We start from the raw sequence: 19,080 nt of genomic DNA on the forward strand, positions 1-19,080 counted from the left end.
TATTGTGCGCCATTCGAACGGGCGCGGACACGCCCGCTTTATCCCCTTGGAGTCGCGGCAATGGCAGAGTTTCCGAAACAGGCGAAGGTCGTCATCGTCGGCCTGGGTGGCATTGTCGGCGCATCGATCGCCCATCATCTGATCGAACGCGGCTGGACCGACATTGTCGGCATCGACAAGTCGGGCATCCCGACCGACATCGGCTCGACCGCGCACGCCTCGGACTTCTGCTACACCACCAGCCATGATTTCCTGTCCTGCTGGACGACGCTCTACTCCATCGATTTCTACGAAAAGATAGGCCATTACGCCCGCATCGGCGGCCTTGAAGTGGCGCGTGTCGGTGACGACAGCCGCATGGACGAGATCAAGCGCAAGATCGCCTCGGCCAAATCCTTCGGCACCCGCGCCCGGCTGATCGAACCGGCCGAGATCAAGGAAAAATTCCCGCTGATCGAAGAGTCCATGGTGCAGGGCGGCCTGTGGGATCCGGACGCCGGCCTGGTCATCCCGCGCTCGCAGACCGTCGCCGGCAAGCTGGTCGACCAGGCGGAAGCTACGGGGAAACTCAAATCCTTCGCCAACACGCCCGCCAAATCTCTCATCGTCGAGGAAGGCCGCATCAAGGGCGTCGTCACCGACCGCGGCACGATCATGGCCGATTATGTCATCGTCTGCGCCGGCATCTGGGGCCGGCTGATCGCCGAGATGGTCGGCGAAGACCTGCCGGTCATGCCGATCGACCATCCGCTGACCTTCTTCGGGCCTTACAATCAATTCGCCGGCACCGGCAAGGAGATCGGCTGGCCGCTGCTGCGCGACCAAGGCAATTCGGCCTATATGCGCGACACCGGCGATCCCAAGACCGCCGAAGGCGGCCAGATCGAATGGGGTTACTACGAAGAGACCAATCCGCGTCTTTGCCATCCGCGCGATTTGCTGGAAAAGGATCAGGCGCGGCTGTCGCCGTCGCAGCGCGATCTCGACATGGAGCAGATCCTGGCGCCGCTGGAGCGCGCCATGGAACTGACGCCGATCCTGGGCGAACTCGGCTACAACGAAAGCCATTCCTTCAACGGCCTGTTGCAGGTGACCGCCGATGGCGGCCCGTCCATGGGCGAGAGCCAGAAGGTGAGGGGCCTCTGGTACGCCGTCGCCATCTGGGTCAAGGACGGCCCCGGCATGGGCAAGCTGATCGCCGACTGGATGACGGACGGCCGCACGGAAATCGACCATCACGCCATCGACTATGCGCGCTTCTATCCGCACCAGACGAAAGAGCAGTTCATCTGGGATCGCTGCACCGAGACGGCGATGAAGGTCTACAATCCGGCGGTGCATCCGCGCGAGCCGTTCTCCAAAGGCCGCAACATCCGCCGCTCGCCGTTCTGGGAGCGCGAGAAGGAGCTTGGCGGTTACTTCATGGAGCTGGGCGGTTGGGAGCGCGCGCATGGCTATGCCGCCAACGAGCATCTGCTGGAGAAGTATGGCAACCGGGTTCCCATACGTGAGAACGAGTGGGACAATCGCCATTTCTGGCGGGTGTCCAATGCCGAGCACCTGGCGATGAGCGAGGATTGCGGCATCGTCAACCTCTCGCATTTCTCGATGTACGACATCGAAGGGCCGGATCATGTCGCGCTGCTGGAGTGGCTGTGCGCGGCCAAGATTGGTGGCGACAACAATATCGGCAAGGGTATCTACACCCACTTCCTCGACGAGGAAGGCATGGTGCGCGCCGATTTCACCGTCATCCGCATGGCCGACCGCTGCCGGCTGATCGACGGCGCCGACGCCGGCCCGCGCGACTTCCGCTACATGCAGCGCACCGCGCAGGACAAAGGCTTTGACGTCACCATCACCGACGTGACGGAAAAATATGTCACCATCGGCATCTGGGGACCGAACGCGCGGGCGACGCTGCGGAAAGTGGTCGAAAGTCCGGATGGTCTCTCGCTCGAGAACTTCCCGTTCGCGGCGATCAAGCCGGTCAGGATCGGCGGCAAGGACGTCACCGCCTTCCGCATCTCTTATGTCGGCGAGCAGGGCTGGGAACTGCATATGCGTTACGAAGACGGCCTGGCCGTTTGGGACGCGCTGCGCTCGACCGGGGTCATGCCGTTCGGCGTCGAGACCTATGCCAACACCCGGCGCATGGAAAAGAGCCTGCGCCTGCAGAACGCCGACCTGTTGACCGAGTACAATCTGCTCGAGGCCGACCTTGCCCGACCGAAGGTCAAGGAGAACGATTTCTGCGGCAAGGCAAAACATGTCGAATACCGCGCCCGCGAACACCAGCCGGCGATCCTGTGCACGCTGGTGATGACGGAAAACGTCGATTCGAAGGGTGTTGCCCGCTATCCCGTCGGCACCATGCCGGTGATGGATCCGAAGACCGGCGAAACCCTTGTCGACGAACTCGGCCGCCGCTCCTTCACCACGTCGATGGCCTATGGCCCGACCATCGGCAAGAACATCGGCCTCGCCTATCTGCCCTGGGCCCATGCCCAGGAGGGCCGCAAGTTCGCCATCGAATATTTCGGCGAGACCTACCCGGTCGAGGTGGCTGCCGTCGGCTACAAGCCGCTCTACGATCCGGAGAATTTGAAACCGCGGAGTTGAGCGTCATAGGTTCCAACCAACACATCGAAAAGCCCGGCACCTCTCCGGGCTTTTTGCTTTGTCAGCAGCCGGTTTTCGCTTACCTTCGGGCATGTCTGCTTTTTCTTGCGCACGACATTTCCTTTCAGGCAGCGCCGCGCTGGCGCTGGGGCTCTGGCTGGTGCCGCCGGTTCAAGCCGCCGAGCCGGTCGACGTCGAGCTGGTGCTGGCCGTCGACGTGTCGCTGTCGATGTCGCCGGGCGAACTCGAAATCCAGCGTCACGGCTATGCGGCGGCGCTGACGCACGACAATGTGCTGCAGGCTATCGCCGATGGCGCCTACGGCAAGGTCGCCGTCACCTATGTCGAATGGGCGGGAGCGACCACGCAGCAGGTCGTCGTGCCGTGGACGGTGATCGCCAGCCGGGCCGATGCCGAGCGGGTGGCCGCGCAGCTTTCCGCCCATCCGCCGGCCAGCGCCCGGCGCACCTCGATTTCCGGCGCGCTGGAATTCGGCAGCGATCTGTTCGCCGAAAGCGGTTTTCAGGGGACAAAGCGCGTCATCGATATTTCCGGCGACGGCCCCAACAACCAGGGCGCGCCCGTCGACATCACCCGCGACGCGGTGGTCAAGCAAGGCATCATCATCAACGGCCTGCCGCTGATGACGCGCGGCGGGTTCGGCGGCGCCTATGACGTCAACAATCTCGACCGCTACTACAGCGACTGCGTCATCGGCGGTCCCGGATCCTTCATGATCCCGGTCAATGACTGGACGCAGTTTCCCGAAGCGATCCGCCGCAAGCTGGTGCTGGAGCTGGCCGGCGCCGCTTCGCCGCAACGGGCGAGCGAGGAGGCCGGGCATCCGCTGGTGGTGCTGGCGCAGGACCGGCCGACCGACTGCCAGGTCGGCGAAAAGATGTGGCGCGACCGCAGCTGGATGTTCGATGCGCGTTAGCGTGCGCATCATCACGCTGCCGTGAAGGGCCGGCTTCATTGACAAGCCCATGGGCGTCTGTGACACAATTCGACATCCGAAAAAACAAGGGGAACCGACATGAACAAGACCATCGTCGCTGCCGCGGCATTGGCGCTTGCGGCTGCAATATCCGTGCCGGCCGAGGCTGCCACATCGGTCACCATCGGCATCAGCGGATGGACCGGCTTTGCGCCGCTGACGCTCGCCAAGCAGGCCGGCATCTTCGAGAAGCATGGCCTCGACGTGACCCTGAAGAAGGTGCCGCAGGCCAGCCGGCCGCTCGCCATCGCCAGCGGCGACCTGCAATGCGCCGCCACCACGGTCGAGACCTGGCTGGTGTGGAACGCCTCAGGGGTGACCACCAAGCAGATCTTCCAGCTCGACAAATCCTATGGCGCCGACGGCATTGTCGTGCGCAACGACATCAAGACCGTCGCCGACCTCAAGGGCAAGAATGTCGCGTCCTCGGCGCCGGGCACGTCGCCCTATTTCATGCTGGCCTGGGTGCTGAACAAGAACGGCCTGTCGACCAAGGATGTGACCGTCGTCAACCTGGAACCGGATGCGGCGGCGCAAGCCTTCCTGGCCGGCCAGAACGATGCGGCGGTCACCTATGAGCCGTTCATCTCGGCGGTGCGCGACAAGTCCGATCAGGGCCACATATTGGCGACCACGCTCGACTACCCGATGGTGCTCGACACGGTCGGCTGCACGCCTGAATTCCTCACCGCCAATCCCGACGCCGCCAAGGCGCTGGCCGACAGCTATTTCGAAGCGCTCGACCTGATCAAGAGCGATCCGCAGAGATCCTACGAGATCATGGGCGCCGACGTGAAGCAGTCTGCGAAAGAATTCGAGGATTCGGCGAAATACCTGAAATGGGCCGACAAGGCGGAAAACAAGCAGTTCTTCACCAAGGAATTCCAGGACTTTTCCAAGACCGCCGGCGAGCTTCTGCTGCAGATGGGGTTGATCAAGGAAGCGCCAGACGTTGCCACGCTGGCCGACACCAGCGCGGTGGCGAACTGACAGGCCTCGCCTTTGACCATTGTGCGGCGGCGCCTAGGGCCGTCGCTCTCTCCTGGACAAGTGATGATTTGACGATGCGGACGATCTGAAGATGCGCCCCTTGCATCCGGTGTCGCCGGGCATTCGAACCGTGCTTGGCATTTCCTTCTTCGTGCTGTTCGTCGCCTTCTGGGCGTGGATCACGCTTGGCGGCCACGTCAACCGCATCTTCCTCGCCGACCCGCTGTCGATGCTGCGGGATGGTTGGCGGCTGCTGGTCGAGGACCGCTTCTGGCTCGACATATTGATCACCATCTGGCGGGTCTTCGGCGGGTTCCTGCTGGCGTCGATCGTCGCCGTGCCGATCGGCATCGCCATGGGCGCCTGGAAACCAATAGAGGCGTTTCTGGAGCCGTTCGTCTCCTTCGCCCGCTACCTCCCGGCTTCGGCCTTCATTCCGCTGCTCATCCTGTGGGCCGGCATTGGCGAGCTGGAAAAGCTGCTGGTCATCTTCGTCGGCTCGGTGTTCCAGATCATCCTGATCGTCGCGGTCAAGGTGGGCTCGACGCGGCGCGACCTGGTCGAGGCGGCCTATACGCTGGGCTCGACCAACAGCGGTATCGTCAAACGGGTCATCATGCCGGCCAATGCGCCCGAGATTGCCGAGACGCTGCGGCTGGTGCTCGGCTGGGCCTGGACCTATGTCATCGTCGCCGAGCTGATCGGTTCGTCCTCAGGCATCGGCTACATGATCATCAACAGCCAGTCGCGGCTGGCGACAGGGCAGATCATCTTCGGCATCATCGTCATCGGGCTGATCGGACTGTTGTCCGACTTCGCCTTCAAGGCGTTCAATCGCTGGCTCTTTCCCTGGAGCCTGGCATGAGCAAGTTGCTTATCGAAGGCGTCTCGCGAACCTTCGCCGGCGTGCGCGGCGGGCAGCCGGTCAAGGCGCTGATGCCGGTCGACCTTGCGGTCGCGGCCAACGACTTCATCACCATTCTGGGGCCGTCCGGCTGCGGGAAGTCGACGCTGCTCAGGATCGTTGCCGGACTGGAAGCGCCGAGCGAAGGCCGTGTGCTGCTTGACGGCAACGCGGTGACGCAGCCGGGACCGGATCGCGGCATGGTGTTCCAGTCCTACACGCTGTTTCCGTGGCTGACGGTGGCGCAGAATATCGCCTTCGGCCTGCGCGAACGCGGCATGGCCGAAAAGGAGCGAGACGGGATCGTCGCTTCCTATGTCGACCTCGTCGGGCTCAAGGGCTTCGAGAACCATTGGCCAAAGCAGCTGTCCGGCGGCATGCAGCAGCGCACGGCGATCGCCCGGGCGCTGGCCAACGACCCCGAAATCCTGTTGCTGGACGAGCCGTTCGGTGCGCTCGACAACCAGACGCGCGGACTGATGCAGGAACTGCTGCTCGGCATCTGGGAGCGGCGCAAGAAGACGGTGCTGTTCGTCACCCACGACATCGAGGAGGCGATCTTCATCGCTTCGCGGGTGATCGTGATGAGCGCGCGGCCAGGCCGCATCAAGTCGGATGTCGCCATCGACCTGCCGCATCCACGCCACTACACGCTGAAGACCAGCCCGGAATTCTCAGGCCTGAAGGCGCGGCTGACCGAGGATATCCGCGTCGAGGCGATGCGCACAGTACAGGCGCAGCCCGCCGAAGCCTGAGTGCGTTTTCGGATCAGGCCGCCAGCAATTGCTTGCGGTCGACGCGCTCCTGCTGCGGCGAGCGGGCATAGAGCTCGCGGTAGCATTTGGAGAAATGCGACGCCGAGACGAAGCCGCAGGCGACCGCCACTTCGACCACCGGCATCGACGACTGGATCAAAAGGTGTCGCGCGCGGTCGAGGCGGATTTCCAGGTAGTAGCGGGCAGGGGACCTGCCCATCTCGGTGCGGAACAGCCGCTCGATCTGGCGGCGCGACAGGTCGACGTGGTCGGCGATTTCGATCAGCGACAGCGGCTCGGAGAGGTTGCCTTCCATCAGTTCGATGATGGTCAGCACCTTGGAATTCTGCACGCCGAGGCGGGCGCGCAGCGGCAGGCGCTGGCGGTCGGTCGGGCTGCGCACGCGGTCGGTCAGCACCTGCTCGCACACGCGGTTGACCAGATTGTCGTCGAAATCGTCGCCGATCAGCTTGAGCATCATGTCGAGGGCGGCGGTGCCGCCGGCGCAGGTGTAGATGTTCTGGTCGATCTCGAAGAGGTCGGCAAAGACGTTGGCCTTGGGAAAGGCCTCGGAAAAGCCCGGCAGGTTTTCCCAATGGATGGCGCAGCGCTTGTTGGAGAGCAGGCCCGCGGCGGCAAGGATATGCGCGCCGGTGCACAGGCCACCGACGGCGACGCCTCTGTTGTATTCCTCGCGCAGCCAGGCGAAGGCCGACCTGTTCTGGTAGCGCTCGACATTCATGCCGCTGCAGACGATGGCCATGTTCGGCCGATCCGGCCCGGCCATTTTCTTGCGCTCTTCCTCGAGCGAGGTGTTGACGGCGCATTCGACGCCGTTGGAGGCGCGCACCGGCTTGCCGTCGATGCTGGCGAGGCGCCAGCGATAGGCCTCATAGCCGAGCATGCGGTTGGCCGAGCGCAGCGGGTCGAGCGCCGTCGCAAAGGCGATCATGGTGAAGTCCGGGACAAGGAAGAATACAAACGATCGCTTGATCGGATGCTTTACGGCGTTCAAGGGAACCTCACGCGGCCATGGCGCGAACAGGATGTCGCGAACAGCACAGCGACATCAGGAAAAACCATTCCTGTCAATCGGCTAGGGGGCTAAGCGGAAACTATATTTGCGACATGGGTCGCAAATGAGCAATCGTCCGGGATGACAGGCACGGGCTGCCGACGGATTGGGCATGGTGGCGGCGGCATAGGTGCCAAAAATGAGAAACGCCGCTTCGGTCAAGCCGAAGCGGCGCTGTTATCGACTATCGGCAGCGGCAGGGAAGCGCTGAGCGCTAGCCGTTATCTCAGGCAACGAAACCGAGGCGCACCGCATTCATGGCACCGGTCTGGCCGGGCATGGTATTGGCAAGGCGCTGGCGCTCGAGAGCGGTCGTCAGGTTCATTTCGCGGCGGGCAAAGAGGCGGGCAAAAAGCTTCATCATCATCTCCTATCGGTTGCTCAGACGGGTCGCCTTCGCTTGATGGAGTGGGGCAGCTCGTTTGCTGACGGTGATATAGGCCTGCGTGAGCAGAAACTAAATCGCAAATGCGAAGCGCTTGAATGGAAATGCGACATCGTTTGCGACATTATTGGGCATGCTGCCCAAAATTTACGATTACTTACAGTGTGTTACCGGCGACATTGAGGCGCCATGCAAGTGACGCATATGCGCCATGCAGCGGCGACACGGCTCTGAAAATCATTTGAGTGCAAATAAGTTGGAGAAAGCCTGCAGGGCCAATAGAGAAGGCCTGCCGGGCTGGTCTGCGCGGCAGGCCTTCAGCACAAGGTACACAATGGTTTACTTTGCTCCAGCCCAGGATCCGACGCCGTGGCGTGCACCGGTCTTGGTGTCGGCAGCTTCAGGCCAGCCGATATCCTTCTGCAGTTCGATCGGCAGCGAGCGGATCGCACGTTCGGTCTGGAAGCGGGCGCGGGCCGCGCTCAATTCGGTCGCAAGCCGACCGATGGATGACAGGATAGACATTTCATTCTCCTTTGGTTGTGGCACGTCCCGCATGAACGCGTTCCGTCGCCTGGATATTCCGCATCGAGTGCAATTCCGTGTCAGGAGCGTTGGAGCCATGGCACGTCCTGCCTTCGATGGAGTTGACTATCCTCCCAATCTGATGTTCAATCAAACGAAATGGAATGATGCTTCACATCAGAAAAATTGAAGGTCGATCCCGATGAACGCCCCACTCAATCATCCGCTGCCGCTGCTCGATCTCGACGTTTTGCGCACCTTCGTGGCCATTGCAGAGACCGGCAGTTTCACCACGGCGGCCAATGCGGTGTTCCGCACGCCGTCGGCGGTCTCCATGCAGATCAAGAAGCTCGAGGACATTCTCGGGCGCTCTGTTTTCGCGCGGGATGCGCGCTCGGTGACGCTGACCACGGATGGCGAGATGCTGCTCGGTTATGCCCGCCGGCTGTTGTCGATCAACCGCGAGGTGGTGTCGAAGTTCATCATCCCCGAGATCGTCGGCGTGGTGCGGCTCGGCTCGCCGGACGACTATGGCGAGCGCGTGTTGCCGCATGTGCTGAAGCGTTTCGCGCAGTCGCATCCGTCGATTGCCGTCGACGTCACCATCGACCAGAGCAGCAATCTGCGCCGCCGCATGGACGACCGGGCGCTCGACATCACGCTGCTGACCAATTCCTACAAGACCAGCGCACTTGGCGCCGAGGTGCTGCTCACCGAGCCGATCGTCTGGGCCGGCGCCAAGGGCGGCAGCGCGCATCTGCGCGAGCCTTTGCCGGTGTCGCTGTGGGAAGAGGGCTGCGCCTGGCGGGCCGGCGCGCTCGATGCGCTGAGCCGTGAAGGCCGCAATTACCGCATCGCCTATATGAGCGCCCACACGGCAGGCCAGCGCGCCGCCATCATGTCGGATCTCGCGGTTGCACCGTTGCCGAAGTCGTTCCTGGGCAACGACATGGTCGAGCTTTGCCCGAAGGACGGCATGCCCGATATCGGCACCTACAATCTGGCGATGGTGGTGTCGCCGGATGCCAGCGCGCCGGTCAAGGCCGTCGCCGACCATATCCGTGCGACGTTCGAGCTTTTCCGCGAAACCGGCAAGTTCTAGAGCGGTTCACCGTTTCACGGAAACGGCGAGCCGCTCTAACTCCTTGTTTTGACTCAATTCCCAAGGGAAAGCGCTACACGCTTTCCCGGGAAAACCGTTTTACACTTTTCCTGGAATTGCTCTGCTATTCCGCTGCTTGGGCGGGGCGCGCCGCGAGAGCGGGTCGCGCCGTGCGCCGCGCAGTTGCGCGCCGCTTGGTGGGCTCACCTTCAAGGAAGGTGACGATGCTGTCCCTGGCGCGACGCGCCTCCGGCATCTCGATCAGCGGCCAGACGTGGAACATGCCTTCCTCGTAGACGACCTCGACGTCGACGCCGGCAGCGCGCGCCTTTTTGGCGAAGATCAGATTGTCGGGGCTGAGCAGGTCGTGCGAGCCGGTCAGAAGCAGGGTCTTCGGCAGCACCGAGAGGTCGCCATAGAGCGGGCTGATGTGCCAGTCGCTGCGATCGATGCCGGCACTGTACATGCGGATCGCTTCCAGCCCGCCGGAAATGCCGAGCCACGGATCGTTGCGTTCCGCCTCGAACACTTCGGGGTTGGACAGCGACATGTCGAGGCCGGGTGAAATCAGCACGTGGCGCGACGGCAAGGGCAGGCCTTCCTCAGCCGCCATCATGGTCAGCACGACGGCCATGTTGCCGCCCGCGGAATCACCCATGAAGACGATGTCTTCAGCGTCGGTCTCATCCAGCATCTGCCGGTAGACGTCGCCGACCATGCCGAACATGGCGTGGAAATCATGCTCCGGCGCGATGGGATAGATCGGCACGGTGATTCCGAAACCCAAGCGCTCGGCCATCTCGGCGATCAACCCCCAATGATAGGATGTGATCTGGAAGACATAGGCGCCGCCATGCATGTAGAGGATGCGCCTGCGTTCGCCGGCCTTCGGCGCGATCTCGTAGACAGGGAAGCCATCGACGCTGCGCTCGGTGATATCGAGCCGCTCCCGCAGCAATGCCGGGGGATGATGATCCTCGGTCTTGCGCGCATAGGCGATCCAGCGCTGCAGGTTTTCCGGGCTGGCAAATGCCTTCTTGCGGCTGTGCCGGAGGATGAAGGAAACGAGGTGGCTTTTGAAACTGGGCATTCGAATACACAAGCTCGGCAGCAGCCGACTAAGAGAATTCCCCACTATCTCGAAGATCGTACCTCCAGCCGAAATGTCAAGATTCTGGCCCAAGCTAACACGGTTGTTTGATCAGCCACGTCCGCGGTTCTGCGCAGCGCGGCTCAGCGCCGGGGCAGCAGCGCGGCGCGCAGCTTGATGTCGGTCGCAGCCGGGACCATGCGGCGGCCCCGGCGCTTGGTCAGCAATTTGCACTTGTCGGCGAAGGTCATCAGCGGCCCGAGCCCAGGATCAGACGCGACAGGTTGGTCTGGGCGTCGATGCGCGGCGACACGGGCCAGCCGATGTCCTTCTGGATTTCGGGTGGCAGGTTGTTCATGGCGCGCACGGCCTGTGCATTCTTCATGGCCGCACGAAAACGGCCCAGGGTCTCGAACATCTCTATTCTCCTTTGGAGCGTTGTGGCGGCGGAATAGTCCGGTCCGCCATTCGATGTCCGTTAAATGCTTCACGTCTGTATCGGACGGATTGCGCCAAAACAGCGTTTCGGTTTCCAGATCGGTGCGATCTGGAAACATTTGCATACAAATGAAATTGGGCGAATTGGCGGCCTTCGTAAGGCGGCTTATTCCCGGCTGCGCCTGGCGGCATGGCCTTCGCGCGAACGCCGGCGCGGGGCGGCGTCGCCGGCGACGCCATCCTCGCTGACGGTCTTGCGTGGCGGCAATTTCACCGCCGCCGACAGTTTCGGGAACGGATCGACCTTGTTGGGAAGCGCCATGGCGTAGACGAAATGCTCCTGGAATTTCGGCTCCAGTGCGGTCTCGATCTTCTCGATGTGGCTGACCGTGTCCTCGATCTCGCGGCGATAGCCGCGATTGAGCAGGGCCATGCGCGCACCGGCGCCGGCGGCGTTGCCGACGGCCGAGACCTTGTCGAGGTCGCAATCCGGGATCAGGCCGAGCACCATGGCGTATTTCGGATCGATGAACGAGCCGAAGGCGCCGGCGAAATGGATGCGGTCGACGTGTTCGGTGTTCTGCTTTTCCATCAGAAGCTTGGTGCCGGCATAGAGCGCCGCCTTGGCAAGCTGGATGGCGCGCACGTCGGTCTGGGTGATGGTGATCTTGGGTTCACCTTCCTTCAAGACATAAGAAAAGGTGCGGCCGTTGACCGTGACGCGCGGCGACCGCTCGGCCAGCGACCCGTCGATCACTCCATCCTCGGTGATGATGCCGGCGAGGTACATTTCGGCCACGATCTCGATGATGCCGGAGCCGCAAATGCCGGTGACGCCGGTCGCCTGCACGCTATCGAGGAAGCCGGGATCGTCGGACCAGAGTTCAGAGCCGATGACGCGGTATTTCGGCTCCAGCGTATCGGGGTCGATGCGCACGCGCTCGATTGCGCCGGGGGCGGCACGTTGGCCGCCGGAGATTTCGGCGCCCTCGAAGGCCGGGCCGGTAGGCGAGGAGGCTGCGACCACCCGCTTGCGGTTGCCAAGCACGATCTCGGCATTGGTGCCGACGTCGACGATCAGCATCATCTCGTCCTGGCGGTGCGGGCCTTCCGACAGCGTCACCGCCGCCGCATCGGCGCCGACATGGCCGGCAATACAGGGCAGCATATAGAGGCGGGCGCCCTGGTTGAGCTTCAGGCCGATATCGGAGGCTTTGATGCGCACCGCGCCCGAGACGGCGAGCGCGAAGGGCGCGCCGCCGAGTTCGGTCGGATCGATGCCGAGGAACAGATGGTGCATGATCGGATTGCCGACAAAGACGCTGTCCAGAATGTCGTTGCGCTGGACGTTGCCTTCGGCGCAGACCTTGTCGACGAGGCCCGAGATCGCCTCGCGCACGGCGACCGTCATGCCTTCGCGGCCATCCGGGTTCATCATCACATAGGAGACGCGGCTCATCAGATCCTCGCCGAAGCGGATCTGCGGGTTGGAGGTGCCTGACGAGGCGGCGACGCGGCCCGACAGCAACGACACCAGATGCATGGCGATGGTGGTCGAGCCGATATCGCAGGCCAGGCCATAGGCCTCGTTCTTGAGGCCGGGCCACAGTGCGATCACGCGGGCGATGTCGCTTTCGGCATCCTTGTGGATGGCGGCGGTCGCGGTCCAGTTACCCTTGCGCAGTATGCCTTGCACCTGCGGCATCAGGTAGAAATCGAATTCGAGGTTTTTAAAGCCCCAATCCTTCATCAAGGCGATCTTGAGGCGGTCGAGATCGCCCAGCGGCTTGTGCATGTCGGGCTCTTCGATCTCGACATAGCACATGCGGATTGCCGCATCGCGGGCGATGACGCGCGTGTCGGCATCCTTGCGGATGGTCTGGGCGTTGATGACCGTGTCCTGCGGCACGTCGATGACGAGGTCGCCGAGAATCTGCGCCGAGCAGGACAGGCGGCGCCGCTCGGGCAGGCCGCGGACGCGCTCATAGCGCTCTTCCTTGGCGCCCTTGGGCGAGATGTGGTCGTTAGACGAGACGATCTTGTGCTTGGCGAAATTGCCTTCCTGCACTTCGATCTGGCAGCGACCGCAGGTGGCGCGGCCACCGCAGACGCTCTCGACATAGACGCCGAGCTGACGCGCGGCATCGAGCACCGGTGTGCCGACGGGAAACCGCCCACGTTTGCCTGACGGCATGAACAGCACGAGCGGATCAGTAATGTTTGCAGGCGAGTTCACGATTGCGCGCTTATCCCCTGGCCATGCGGGCTTCACGGCCGCCGCGACGGCGACCGCCATTGCCGCCGCCTTCGCCCGGAGCGTTAACGGCGGTGGGCGCTGCGACCGCCTGGCCGCCTTCGGCCGGTTTGTAATCCTTGTAGGTGCGGATCCAGTTGGTGCAGTTCTCGTCGGTGCCGTTGAGCACATTGGCGCCGCGCACGGCTTCCATTTCCTGCGGGCGCACCGGGTTCATGATAGCGCTCGTCATACCGGCGCCGATCACCATCGGGATGAAGGCAGCGTTGATGCCGTGGCGGTGCGGCAGGCCGAACGAAATGTTGGACAGGCCGCAAGTGGTGTTGACCTTGAGCTCTTCGCGCAGACGGCGCAGCAACGCGAAGACCTGGCGGCCGGCATCGCCGAGCGCGCCGATCGGCATCACCAGCGGGTCAACGACGACGTCATGCGCCGGAATGCCGAAATCGGCGCAGCGCTGCACGATCTTCTTGGCGACGGCGAAGCGCACATCCGGATCCATCGAAATGCCGGTCTCGTCGTTGGAGATCGCGACGACCGGAACATTGTACTTCTTGACCAGCGGCAGGATGGCTTCGAGCTTTTCCTCTTCGCCGGTCACGGAGTTGACCAGCGGGCGGCCCTTGGCGACCTTGAGCGCTGCCTCGATGGCGGCGGTGACCGACGAGTCGATCGACAGCGGCAGGTCGACCAGGCCCTGGACGATCTCCAGCGTCTGCACCAGCAGGCCGGGTTCGGTTTCGTTCGGATTAACGGAGGTGACGCCGGCATTGACGTCGAGCATGGTGGCGCCGCAGGCGGCCTGTTCCAGCGCATCCTTGATGACGGTCTCGAAATTGCCGGCGATCATCTCGGCGGCCAGCTTCTTGCGGCCGGTCGGGTTGATGCGCTCGCCGATGACGCAGAAAGGCTGGTCGAAGCCGATGATGATCTCTCGTGTCGCCGAGGCGACGATGGTCCGGGTCATGAAGTCTCTCCGCCTGATATAAAGATTTCTTTATATCGTTGTCTGGTTTCATTCAAGCGAATGGCTGGCCGTCCGCGCTGTCAGTGCGCGGTCTTCACCATATCCACCTGCGTTTCGGTAATGTCGTCGTGCAGTATGCTCTCGAGCCGGTCGGCGACCATCTGATCGTCGTGGCGGATCTCGCGTTTCCATGGCTGGCGGCCTTTCAGCACGCCCGATTCATCGACGATCTCGGCGACATATTCCTCCTGGCGGTAGGCCATCACATGGATGCCGGAGACACCAGGAATTTCCTTCACCTCGTTGATGATGTCGGTGCAGAGCTGCTTGCCTTCCTTCTTCTGGTCCTGCGCACCTTCCAGCCGCTTGATGATCTCGTCCGGAATATGGATGCCGGGCACGTTGGAGCGGATCCATTTGGCCGTCTTGGCCGAAGCCAGCGGGCCGACGCCGCACAGGATGAAAACTTTTTCCGTATGCCCCAAGTCCCGCGCCCTCTGCATGAAGGTTCTGAACATCGGCACGTCGAAGCAGTATTGCGTCTGCACGAACTGCGCGCCGGCGGCGATCTTTTTGCCGAGATGGATCGGGCGGAAATCGAAGGGTGGCGCGAAGGGGTTGACGGCGGCGCCGAGGAAAATTTGCGGCGGCGTCGTCAACTTGCGGCCGGACAGGAACTTGCCGTTGTCGCGCATGATGCGGCAGGTTTCCAGCAACGACATGGAATCGAGGTCGAAGACAGGCTTGGCGCCGGGCTGGTCGCCGGCCTGGACGCCGTCGCCGGTGAGGCACAGCATGTTGGCGACCCCCATGGCGGCACCGCCCAGCACGTCGCCCTGGATGGCGATGCGGTTCCTGTCGCGGCAGGCGATCTGCATGATCGGCGCGTAGCCCATGCGGGTGAGCAGCGCGCAAATGCCGACCGACGACATGTGGCAGTTGGCGCCGGAGGCATCGACGGCATTGATGGCGTCGACCCAGCCGTCGAAGATTTTCGCGCGGTTATAGACGTCTTCGGGATCGGCGCTGTCGGGCGGGTTGAGCTCGGTGGTGACCGCGAATTCGCCGCGCCGCAGCACACGCTCCAGCCGGCCACGCGAGGAGTGGCCGGGCAGCGGATCGAGCGGCAGATGGATGCCGGCCGGGTTTTCATCGCGCTGGCGGCCGATCACGCGGCCGCTCCAGTGTTGGCTTTGGCCGCTGCTTCACGGGCCGCTGCCGACTGGGCCGTCACCCGCAGCCAGGCCGAGGTTTCGCGCAGCGACTGGTCGACCGGCTTCTGCACGGTCAGGATCCTGTCGCCATGCTCCATGTTCCGCGAGCCTTCCCAGGCCTTGACCCAGACGCAAGGCATATCGGGCTCGACCTCGCAATTGCCGTTGGCGCGCACACCGCCGCAAGGGCCGTTGCGCAGCTGCTTGGGGCAGTTCATCGGGCACGACATGCCGGTCGAGGACAGGATGCACTGGCCGCACATGCGGCAGTCGAACATGAAGCCCTTGACGCGCCTTTCGACAAACTTGATCGGCGCCTCGACGCGCCCATAGCCGAGGCCTTTCCAAAGCGGATGAAGAAGCAGGAACATGTCGGCGAACCTGGAGTAGAACCATTCGAGCAATCGCGAGTGCCGGATGGACCACAGCCTGATGGTAACCCTTGGCCCCTCTTTGGCAGGAGTGGTTTCAGACATTTTCTTTCCCGCCCGCCTTGACCAGAGCGACCAGCCGCTCGCGGTCGTATTTCGCGTCGATGTCGCTGAATGCCTTCTCGACCTCGGCTTCGAGGTCGTCGCCGACCGGGATTGGATCGGCCTTGCGCCATTCGGCGAGGTAATCGTCGGTGCCGCCGGCGCCGGTGCGCATGGCGCACATATCGATCGCCTCGGTGAAGCGCAGCGGCAGTTCGCGCTTGGCGTTCTGCCGGCCCTTCTTGACGATGACCTGGGCGGGGATGTCGCGCCAATAGACGACAATCAGATCGGCCATGAATTCTCTCACTCCCTGTAGAGCGCCGTGCGTCCATGAGGGAAACGACGTTCCACCACTTTATCCAGCTGGTGTGAGCATTGCCGGATGCGCAGTGGGGCTGCTTGTTATGGGACGACGCGCGCGCATTCAAAAGCGACGCTATTGAGAGTCGCAAAAAGAAAGGCGAGATTCCGAGGGAAGGCTGGCTACCAAACCCGCTTGGTCAGGCCGGTCCAGAGATAGAACCAGATCGTCGGGTGGTACCATTGTTTCGAGGGCAGGTCCGGCTTGATCGTGGCCAACTTTCCGTCCAAGGCACCGCGGACCGCCTCGACGCAGATGTCACGCGAGAACGCCGCCTGGCGCAACGCATAGCTCGAAATAGTGTCGCCGGGCTCCGGCTTGCCGCGCGCCTGTTTCAACACGCCGCCGGTGTCGGCGCCGGCGGGGGCCCGCAGGACGGGGGGGGGGGAATTGTGGGGGTCGCCGCAGGCCAGCGCCCAGTAGCCGCCATTCATGCCGCGGTATTTGGGCGCGATGCCGGCGTGGTAGTTGAGCACCGGGCAGGGCATTTGCGCCAGCGTCTGCCGGGACAAGAGCCGGCAGCCGGCGAGCAGCACCACGCCCGGGCGGATGTCGGCGATCGCCTGCAGGCAATCGGCTGCGTTGGCGGAGGAGACGTGGATGATCTTTTGTCCCGGCTTCGGCTCGGTCTCAAGCTTCTGATCGGCGATGAGCCGCTCTGCGTGGCCAGCGAAGAAGCGCTTGCCGAGCCTCGTCAACACCATCGTGCCGAGTTGACCGATGGCCGAAAACCAGCCCTGGCGGCGCGCGCGGCCGAGCAGCAATTGCTTTTTGGATTCAGGGCTTTCGAGGATGACGCTGACAGGGTCGAGCTGGTCGGCGATGGCGTTGACGATGGCCCAGATGTGCGGCCCGCCTTCGGTGATGATGACGATCGCAGCACTTTTTTCAACCGCTGATGCCATGGCGCGCTTTCTTGCCGGCGCGCAACCATTTGCCGTGCGCTGCCCGGCTCAATTCTGTGCCGGGCGAGGTTAAATCTTGATGACCGCCCGGCCAGCGAGAGACCAACGGATCAGCGCTTGAACTCGATGATGTCGAGTTTCGATTCGTAGTAGGGCGCCGGGAATTCGATGCGCCATTCATTGGCGCTGGTGCGGAAGGCATAGCCGACCTGGTCGCTTTCCGGGCCGCTGCCATAGGGTTTTGGCTTGTTGTCATTGACATAGCCGGAGCCGAGATAGATCGCGCGTTTTTCGCCATCGTCGAAGAAACGGCCCTTGGTGCGTTGCGAGCCGCTGACCTTTTCCAGCTGCCAGCCGGAGCCATCGTCCGTGACCTTGCACTTGAACCAGCCATAGATGACCAGCGGGCCGGTCAGGCCCACCTTGATGGTTCGGCATTGCCAGTTGCCGCTCAGGTCCTTGTCGGAAAAGGCCACTATCGGCTTTGCCAGCAGCGCGTCGAGTTGGCTGACCTCAGCCGGGTCTCCCGCTTTTGCCTCGGCCAGCGCCGCCTTGCGGGTCTCGCCATATTTGTCGAGGCGAACCTTGTCGGCAGGCGTGATGATCTTCTGCACCTCGCCGTCGGCGCGAGCGGGCAAGACGAGGCAGAGGAGGCCAAGGGCGGCGAGCAGGACGCGAGGGGTCATCGGTGGTATCCATGTTGGCGCGGCTGGAGCAGCCGATTCTATCTTCCAGTGCACACTTACCCATTCGCGGCGGCCTGTCATCCGTGCTTAAACAGCGGTATGTTCCGCGGGAGGTGCGCGTGGGGGTTACAATCCATTTTGAGGGACAACTGCGCGGAGAGGAACAATATGTTGCGCTGTTGCAGGAAGTTGAAGCGCTTGCCATCGCTCGAGACTGGCGATTTCGACCGATAGACGAGGCCGAAATGGTTCTCAACCGGGTCATCGACGAACGCAGCGTTGACTATATCGGCCCGGTCTTGGGGATAGAATGCCTGCCGCATCCCAAGTCGGATCGCCTAAGGTTCGAGTTCGACAGGGACCTCTTCATGCAGCAATATTGCAAGACGCAGTTTGCGGGGTCGGAGGCGCATATCGAGATCATCGAGTTGCTTCGCAAAGTTGCTCCTTTTTTCGACAAGTTCGACGTCTTCGATGAAGGCGAGTACTGGGAACTGGGCGACCGCACAATTCTGCAGGTCAATCTCGACACAGTCGACGCTCTGCTTGCAGAGGCTTTGCGCAAGGATCCAACTGCAAGAGGGCCGATCCGGTTAGACAACGGCCGCGTTGTCGATTTCGTGTCGGATCCGCAACCGGAGAGCAAATAATCCGAAGTCGGGCGCCTAACGCACTTCTTCTGGATGTGCCGCCACCCGCGCCAATTCAGTCGTCAGGTCGCCATAGCCGGTCGAGCGGCGCTCATAGGCGAGGCCAAGCATCTTCGCGGCCTTCTCGGCGACCTTGTCGAGTTCCGGATCGTCGGTCTGGGCGATGTAGATCAGCTTTTGGTAGTTGCCGAAATAGTCCTTGATCAGTTCCGGGTGCTTGTCGAGGCCGAGCGGCTTCATGAAGAAGGCGTCGAACTGGCGGCACAGGAAATCGGTCATGTAGAACGACATCATGTCGTCGTCGGCGACCTTCGCATAGGCGTCCATGCCCTGGTAGAAGGCAAAGCAATGCGGCCCGGCCATGCGCTCGACGCCGTGCTTCTCCAGGACCCGGTCGAGCATGCCGCCGGTACCGCAATCGGCATAGCCAACGAAGATGTTGCTATAGCCTTCCGCCTTGGCCTTTTCGATCGCCTTGTCCATCGCCGGTGCGATGCGGTCGGGGTAGAAATGGAACTCCGCCGGCAGGCAGGTCAGGTCAAGATGGTCGAGCTTGAGCTGCTCCTTGACGGCCAAAACTTCGCGCGCAATCATTCCACAGGCGATGACCAGCAGCCTGTCGTCTTGATTCGGTTTCGTTTTTTGCATTCTGGCCATGGAACCCGGTCGAAGCGGCCTTCGTTG

The 19,080-nt window shown here is 62.6% G+C and carries 20 protein-coding genes; 7 read left to right on the forward strand and 13 right to left on the reverse strand.

Annotated features, from left to right (window positions below):
- The first annotated feature begins 60 nt into the window (after nucleotides 1–60).
- The 5 genes from NKJ77_RS13005 to NKJ77_RS13025 all read left to right on the forward strand — a co-directional run bounded on the left by NKJ77_RS13005 (nucleotide 61) and on the right by NKJ77_RS13025 (nucleotide 6,268).
- Complete coding sequence (locus tag NKJ77_RS13005) at nucleotides 61–2,622, forward strand: GcvT family protein (protein ID WP_352535298.1); 2,562 nt, start codon at nucleotides 61–63, stop codon at nucleotides 2,620–2,622.
- Nucleotides 2,623–2,713: 91 nt separating this feature from the next.
- Nucleotides 2,714–3,559, forward strand: a complete 846-nt coding sequence (locus NKJ77_RS13010) for a DUF1194 domain-containing protein (RefSeq protein ID WP_023730686.1) — start codon at nucleotides 2,714–2,716, stop codon at nucleotides 3,557–3,559.
- A gap of 99 nt (nucleotides 3,560–3,658) precedes the next feature.
- A complete protein-coding gene (locus tag NKJ77_RS13015) occupies nucleotides 3,659–4,609 on the forward strand; it encodes an ABC transporter substrate-binding protein (RefSeq protein ID WP_023825777.1) in 951 nt (316 codons plus the stop codon).
- Between the two features lie 91 nt (nucleotides 4,610–4,700).
- Nucleotides 4,701–5,474: an ABC transporter permease gene (locus NKJ77_RS13020; RefSeq protein WP_023688107.1), complete on the forward strand. Its 774-nt coding sequence runs from the start codon at nucleotides 4,701–4,703 to the stop codon at nucleotides 5,472–5,474.
- Entirely contained in the window at nucleotides 5,471–6,268 is a 798-nt protein-coding gene (locus tag NKJ77_RS13025) for an ABC transporter ATP-binding protein (RefSeq protein ID WP_352535299.1), read from the forward strand. Before NKJ77_RS13020 ends, NKJ77_RS13025 begins: the two co-directional genes overlap by 4 nt.
- A gap of 13 nt (nucleotides 6,269–6,281) precedes the next feature.
- Here the strand turns inward: NKJ77_RS13025 and NKJ77_RS13030 are convergent, their stop codons facing one another.
- The 3 genes from NKJ77_RS13030 to NKJ77_RS13040 all read right to left on the reverse strand — a co-directional run bounded on the left by NKJ77_RS13030 (nucleotide 6,282) and on the right by NKJ77_RS13040 (nucleotide 8,253).
- A complete protein-coding gene (locus tag NKJ77_RS13030; RefSeq protein WP_348524244.1) occupies nucleotides 6,282–7,220 on the reverse strand; it encodes a GlxA family transcriptional regulator in 939 nt (312 codons plus the stop codon).
- Nucleotides 7,221–7,569: 349 nt separating this feature from the next.
- The gene (locus NKJ77_RS13035; RefSeq protein ID WP_023681787.1) at nucleotides 7,570–7,704 is read right to left on the reverse strand and encodes a hypothetical protein; all 135 of its coding nucleotides are present in this window, start codon (nucleotides 7,702–7,704) and stop codon (nucleotides 7,570–7,572) included.
- A gap of 363 nt (nucleotides 7,705–8,067) precedes the next feature.
- Complete coding sequence (locus tag NKJ77_RS13040) at nucleotides 8,068–8,253, reverse strand: hypothetical protein (RefSeq protein ID WP_023681786.1); 186 nt, start codon at nucleotides 8,251–8,253, stop codon at nucleotides 8,068–8,070.
- A 202-nt stretch (nucleotides 8,254–8,455) separates the two neighbouring features.
- On the opposite strand from NKJ77_RS13040, the gene NKJ77_RS13045 reads away from it, so the two are divergent.
- Nucleotides 8,456–9,355 carry a LysR substrate-binding domain-containing protein gene (locus NKJ77_RS13045; RefSeq protein WP_023670389.1) on the forward strand — a complete coding sequence of 300 codons (900 nt, stop codon included), beginning with the start codon at nucleotides 8,456–8,458 and terminating at the stop codon, nucleotides 9,353–9,355.
- A 124-nt stretch (nucleotides 9,356–9,479) separates the two neighbouring features.
- On the opposite strand, the gene NKJ77_RS13050 is transcribed toward NKJ77_RS13045, so the two are convergent.
- The 9 genes from NKJ77_RS13050 to NKJ77_RS13090 all read right to left on the reverse strand — a co-directional run bounded on the left by NKJ77_RS13050 (nucleotide 9,480) and on the right by NKJ77_RS13090 (nucleotide 17,746).
- On the reverse strand, nucleotides 9,480–10,445 hold the full coding sequence (locus tag NKJ77_RS13050; RefSeq protein ID WP_352535300.1) for an alpha/beta hydrolase: 966 nt from the start codon (nucleotides 10,443–10,445) through the stop codon (nucleotides 9,480–9,482).
- Between the two features lie 250 nt (nucleotides 10,446–10,695).
- Nucleotides 10,696–10,863: a hypothetical protein gene (locus NKJ77_RS13055; RefSeq protein WP_196813564.1), complete on the reverse strand. Its 168-nt coding sequence runs from the start codon at nucleotides 10,861–10,863 to the stop codon at nucleotides 10,696–10,698.
- A gap of 186 nt (nucleotides 10,864–11,049) precedes the next feature.
- Nucleotides 11,050–13,179, reverse strand: coding sequence for an ASKHA domain-containing protein (locus NKJ77_RS13060; protein ID WP_352535301.1), 2,130 nt, complete (start codon nucleotides 13,177–13,179; stop codon nucleotides 11,050–11,052).
- Nucleotides 13,130–14,104, reverse strand: a complete 975-nt coding sequence (locus NKJ77_RS13065; RefSeq protein ID WP_023670394.1) for a methyltetrahydrofolate cobalamin methyltransferase — start codon at nucleotides 14,102–14,104, stop codon at nucleotides 13,130–13,132. Before NKJ77_RS13065 ends, NKJ77_RS13060 begins: the two co-directional genes overlap by 50 nt.
- A gap of 80 nt (nucleotides 14,105–14,184) precedes the next feature.
- Entirely contained in the window at nucleotides 14,185–15,276 is a 1,092-nt protein-coding gene (locus NKJ77_RS13070) for a methylenetetrahydrofolate reductase (RefSeq protein ID WP_023670395.1), read from the reverse strand.
- A complete protein-coding gene (locus NKJ77_RS13075; protein ID WP_352535302.1) occupies nucleotides 15,273–15,794 on the reverse strand; it encodes a methylenetetrahydrofolate reductase C-terminal domain-containing protein in 522 nt (173 codons plus the stop codon). Before NKJ77_RS13075 ends, NKJ77_RS13070 begins: the two co-directional genes overlap by 4 nt.
- A complete protein-coding gene (locus tag NKJ77_RS13080) occupies nucleotides 15,787–16,089 on the reverse strand; it encodes a virulence factor (protein ID WP_023670397.1) in 303 nt (100 codons plus the stop codon). Before NKJ77_RS13080 ends, NKJ77_RS13075 begins: the two co-directional genes overlap by 8 nt.
- A gap of 188 nt (nucleotides 16,090–16,277) precedes the next feature.
- On the reverse strand, nucleotides 16,278–17,060 hold the full coding sequence (locus NKJ77_RS13085) for a formyl transferase (RefSeq protein WP_352535303.1): 783 nt from the start codon (nucleotides 17,058–17,060) through the stop codon (nucleotides 16,278–16,280).
- A gap of 110 nt (nucleotides 17,061–17,170) precedes the next feature.
- The gene (locus tag NKJ77_RS13090) at nucleotides 17,171–17,746 is read right to left on the reverse strand and encodes a DUF4893 domain-containing protein (protein WP_023700325.1); all 576 of its coding nucleotides are present in this window, start codon (nucleotides 17,744–17,746) and stop codon (nucleotides 17,171–17,173) included.
- Nucleotides 17,747–17,757: 11 nt separating this feature from the next.
- On the opposite strand from NKJ77_RS13090, the gene NKJ77_RS13095 reads away from it, so the two are divergent.
- Complete coding sequence (locus NKJ77_RS13095) at nucleotides 17,758–18,396, forward strand: hypothetical protein (protein WP_023739090.1); 639 nt, start codon at nucleotides 17,758–17,760, stop codon at nucleotides 18,394–18,396.
- Between the two features lie 15 nt (nucleotides 18,397–18,411).
- On the opposite strand, the gene NKJ77_RS13100 is transcribed toward NKJ77_RS13095, so the two are convergent.
- Nucleotides 18,412–19,053, reverse strand: a complete 642-nt coding sequence (locus NKJ77_RS13100; protein ID WP_023688116.1) for a DUF1638 domain-containing protein — start codon at nucleotides 19,051–19,053, stop codon at nucleotides 18,412–18,414.
- Nucleotides 19,054–19,080: the final 27 nt, after the last annotated feature.

The sequence above is a fragment of the Mesorhizobium sp. M0052 genome (assembly GCF_040323255.1).
Classification (GTDB): Bacteria; Pseudomonadota; Alphaproteobacteria; order Rhizobiales; family Rhizobiaceae; genus Mesorhizobium.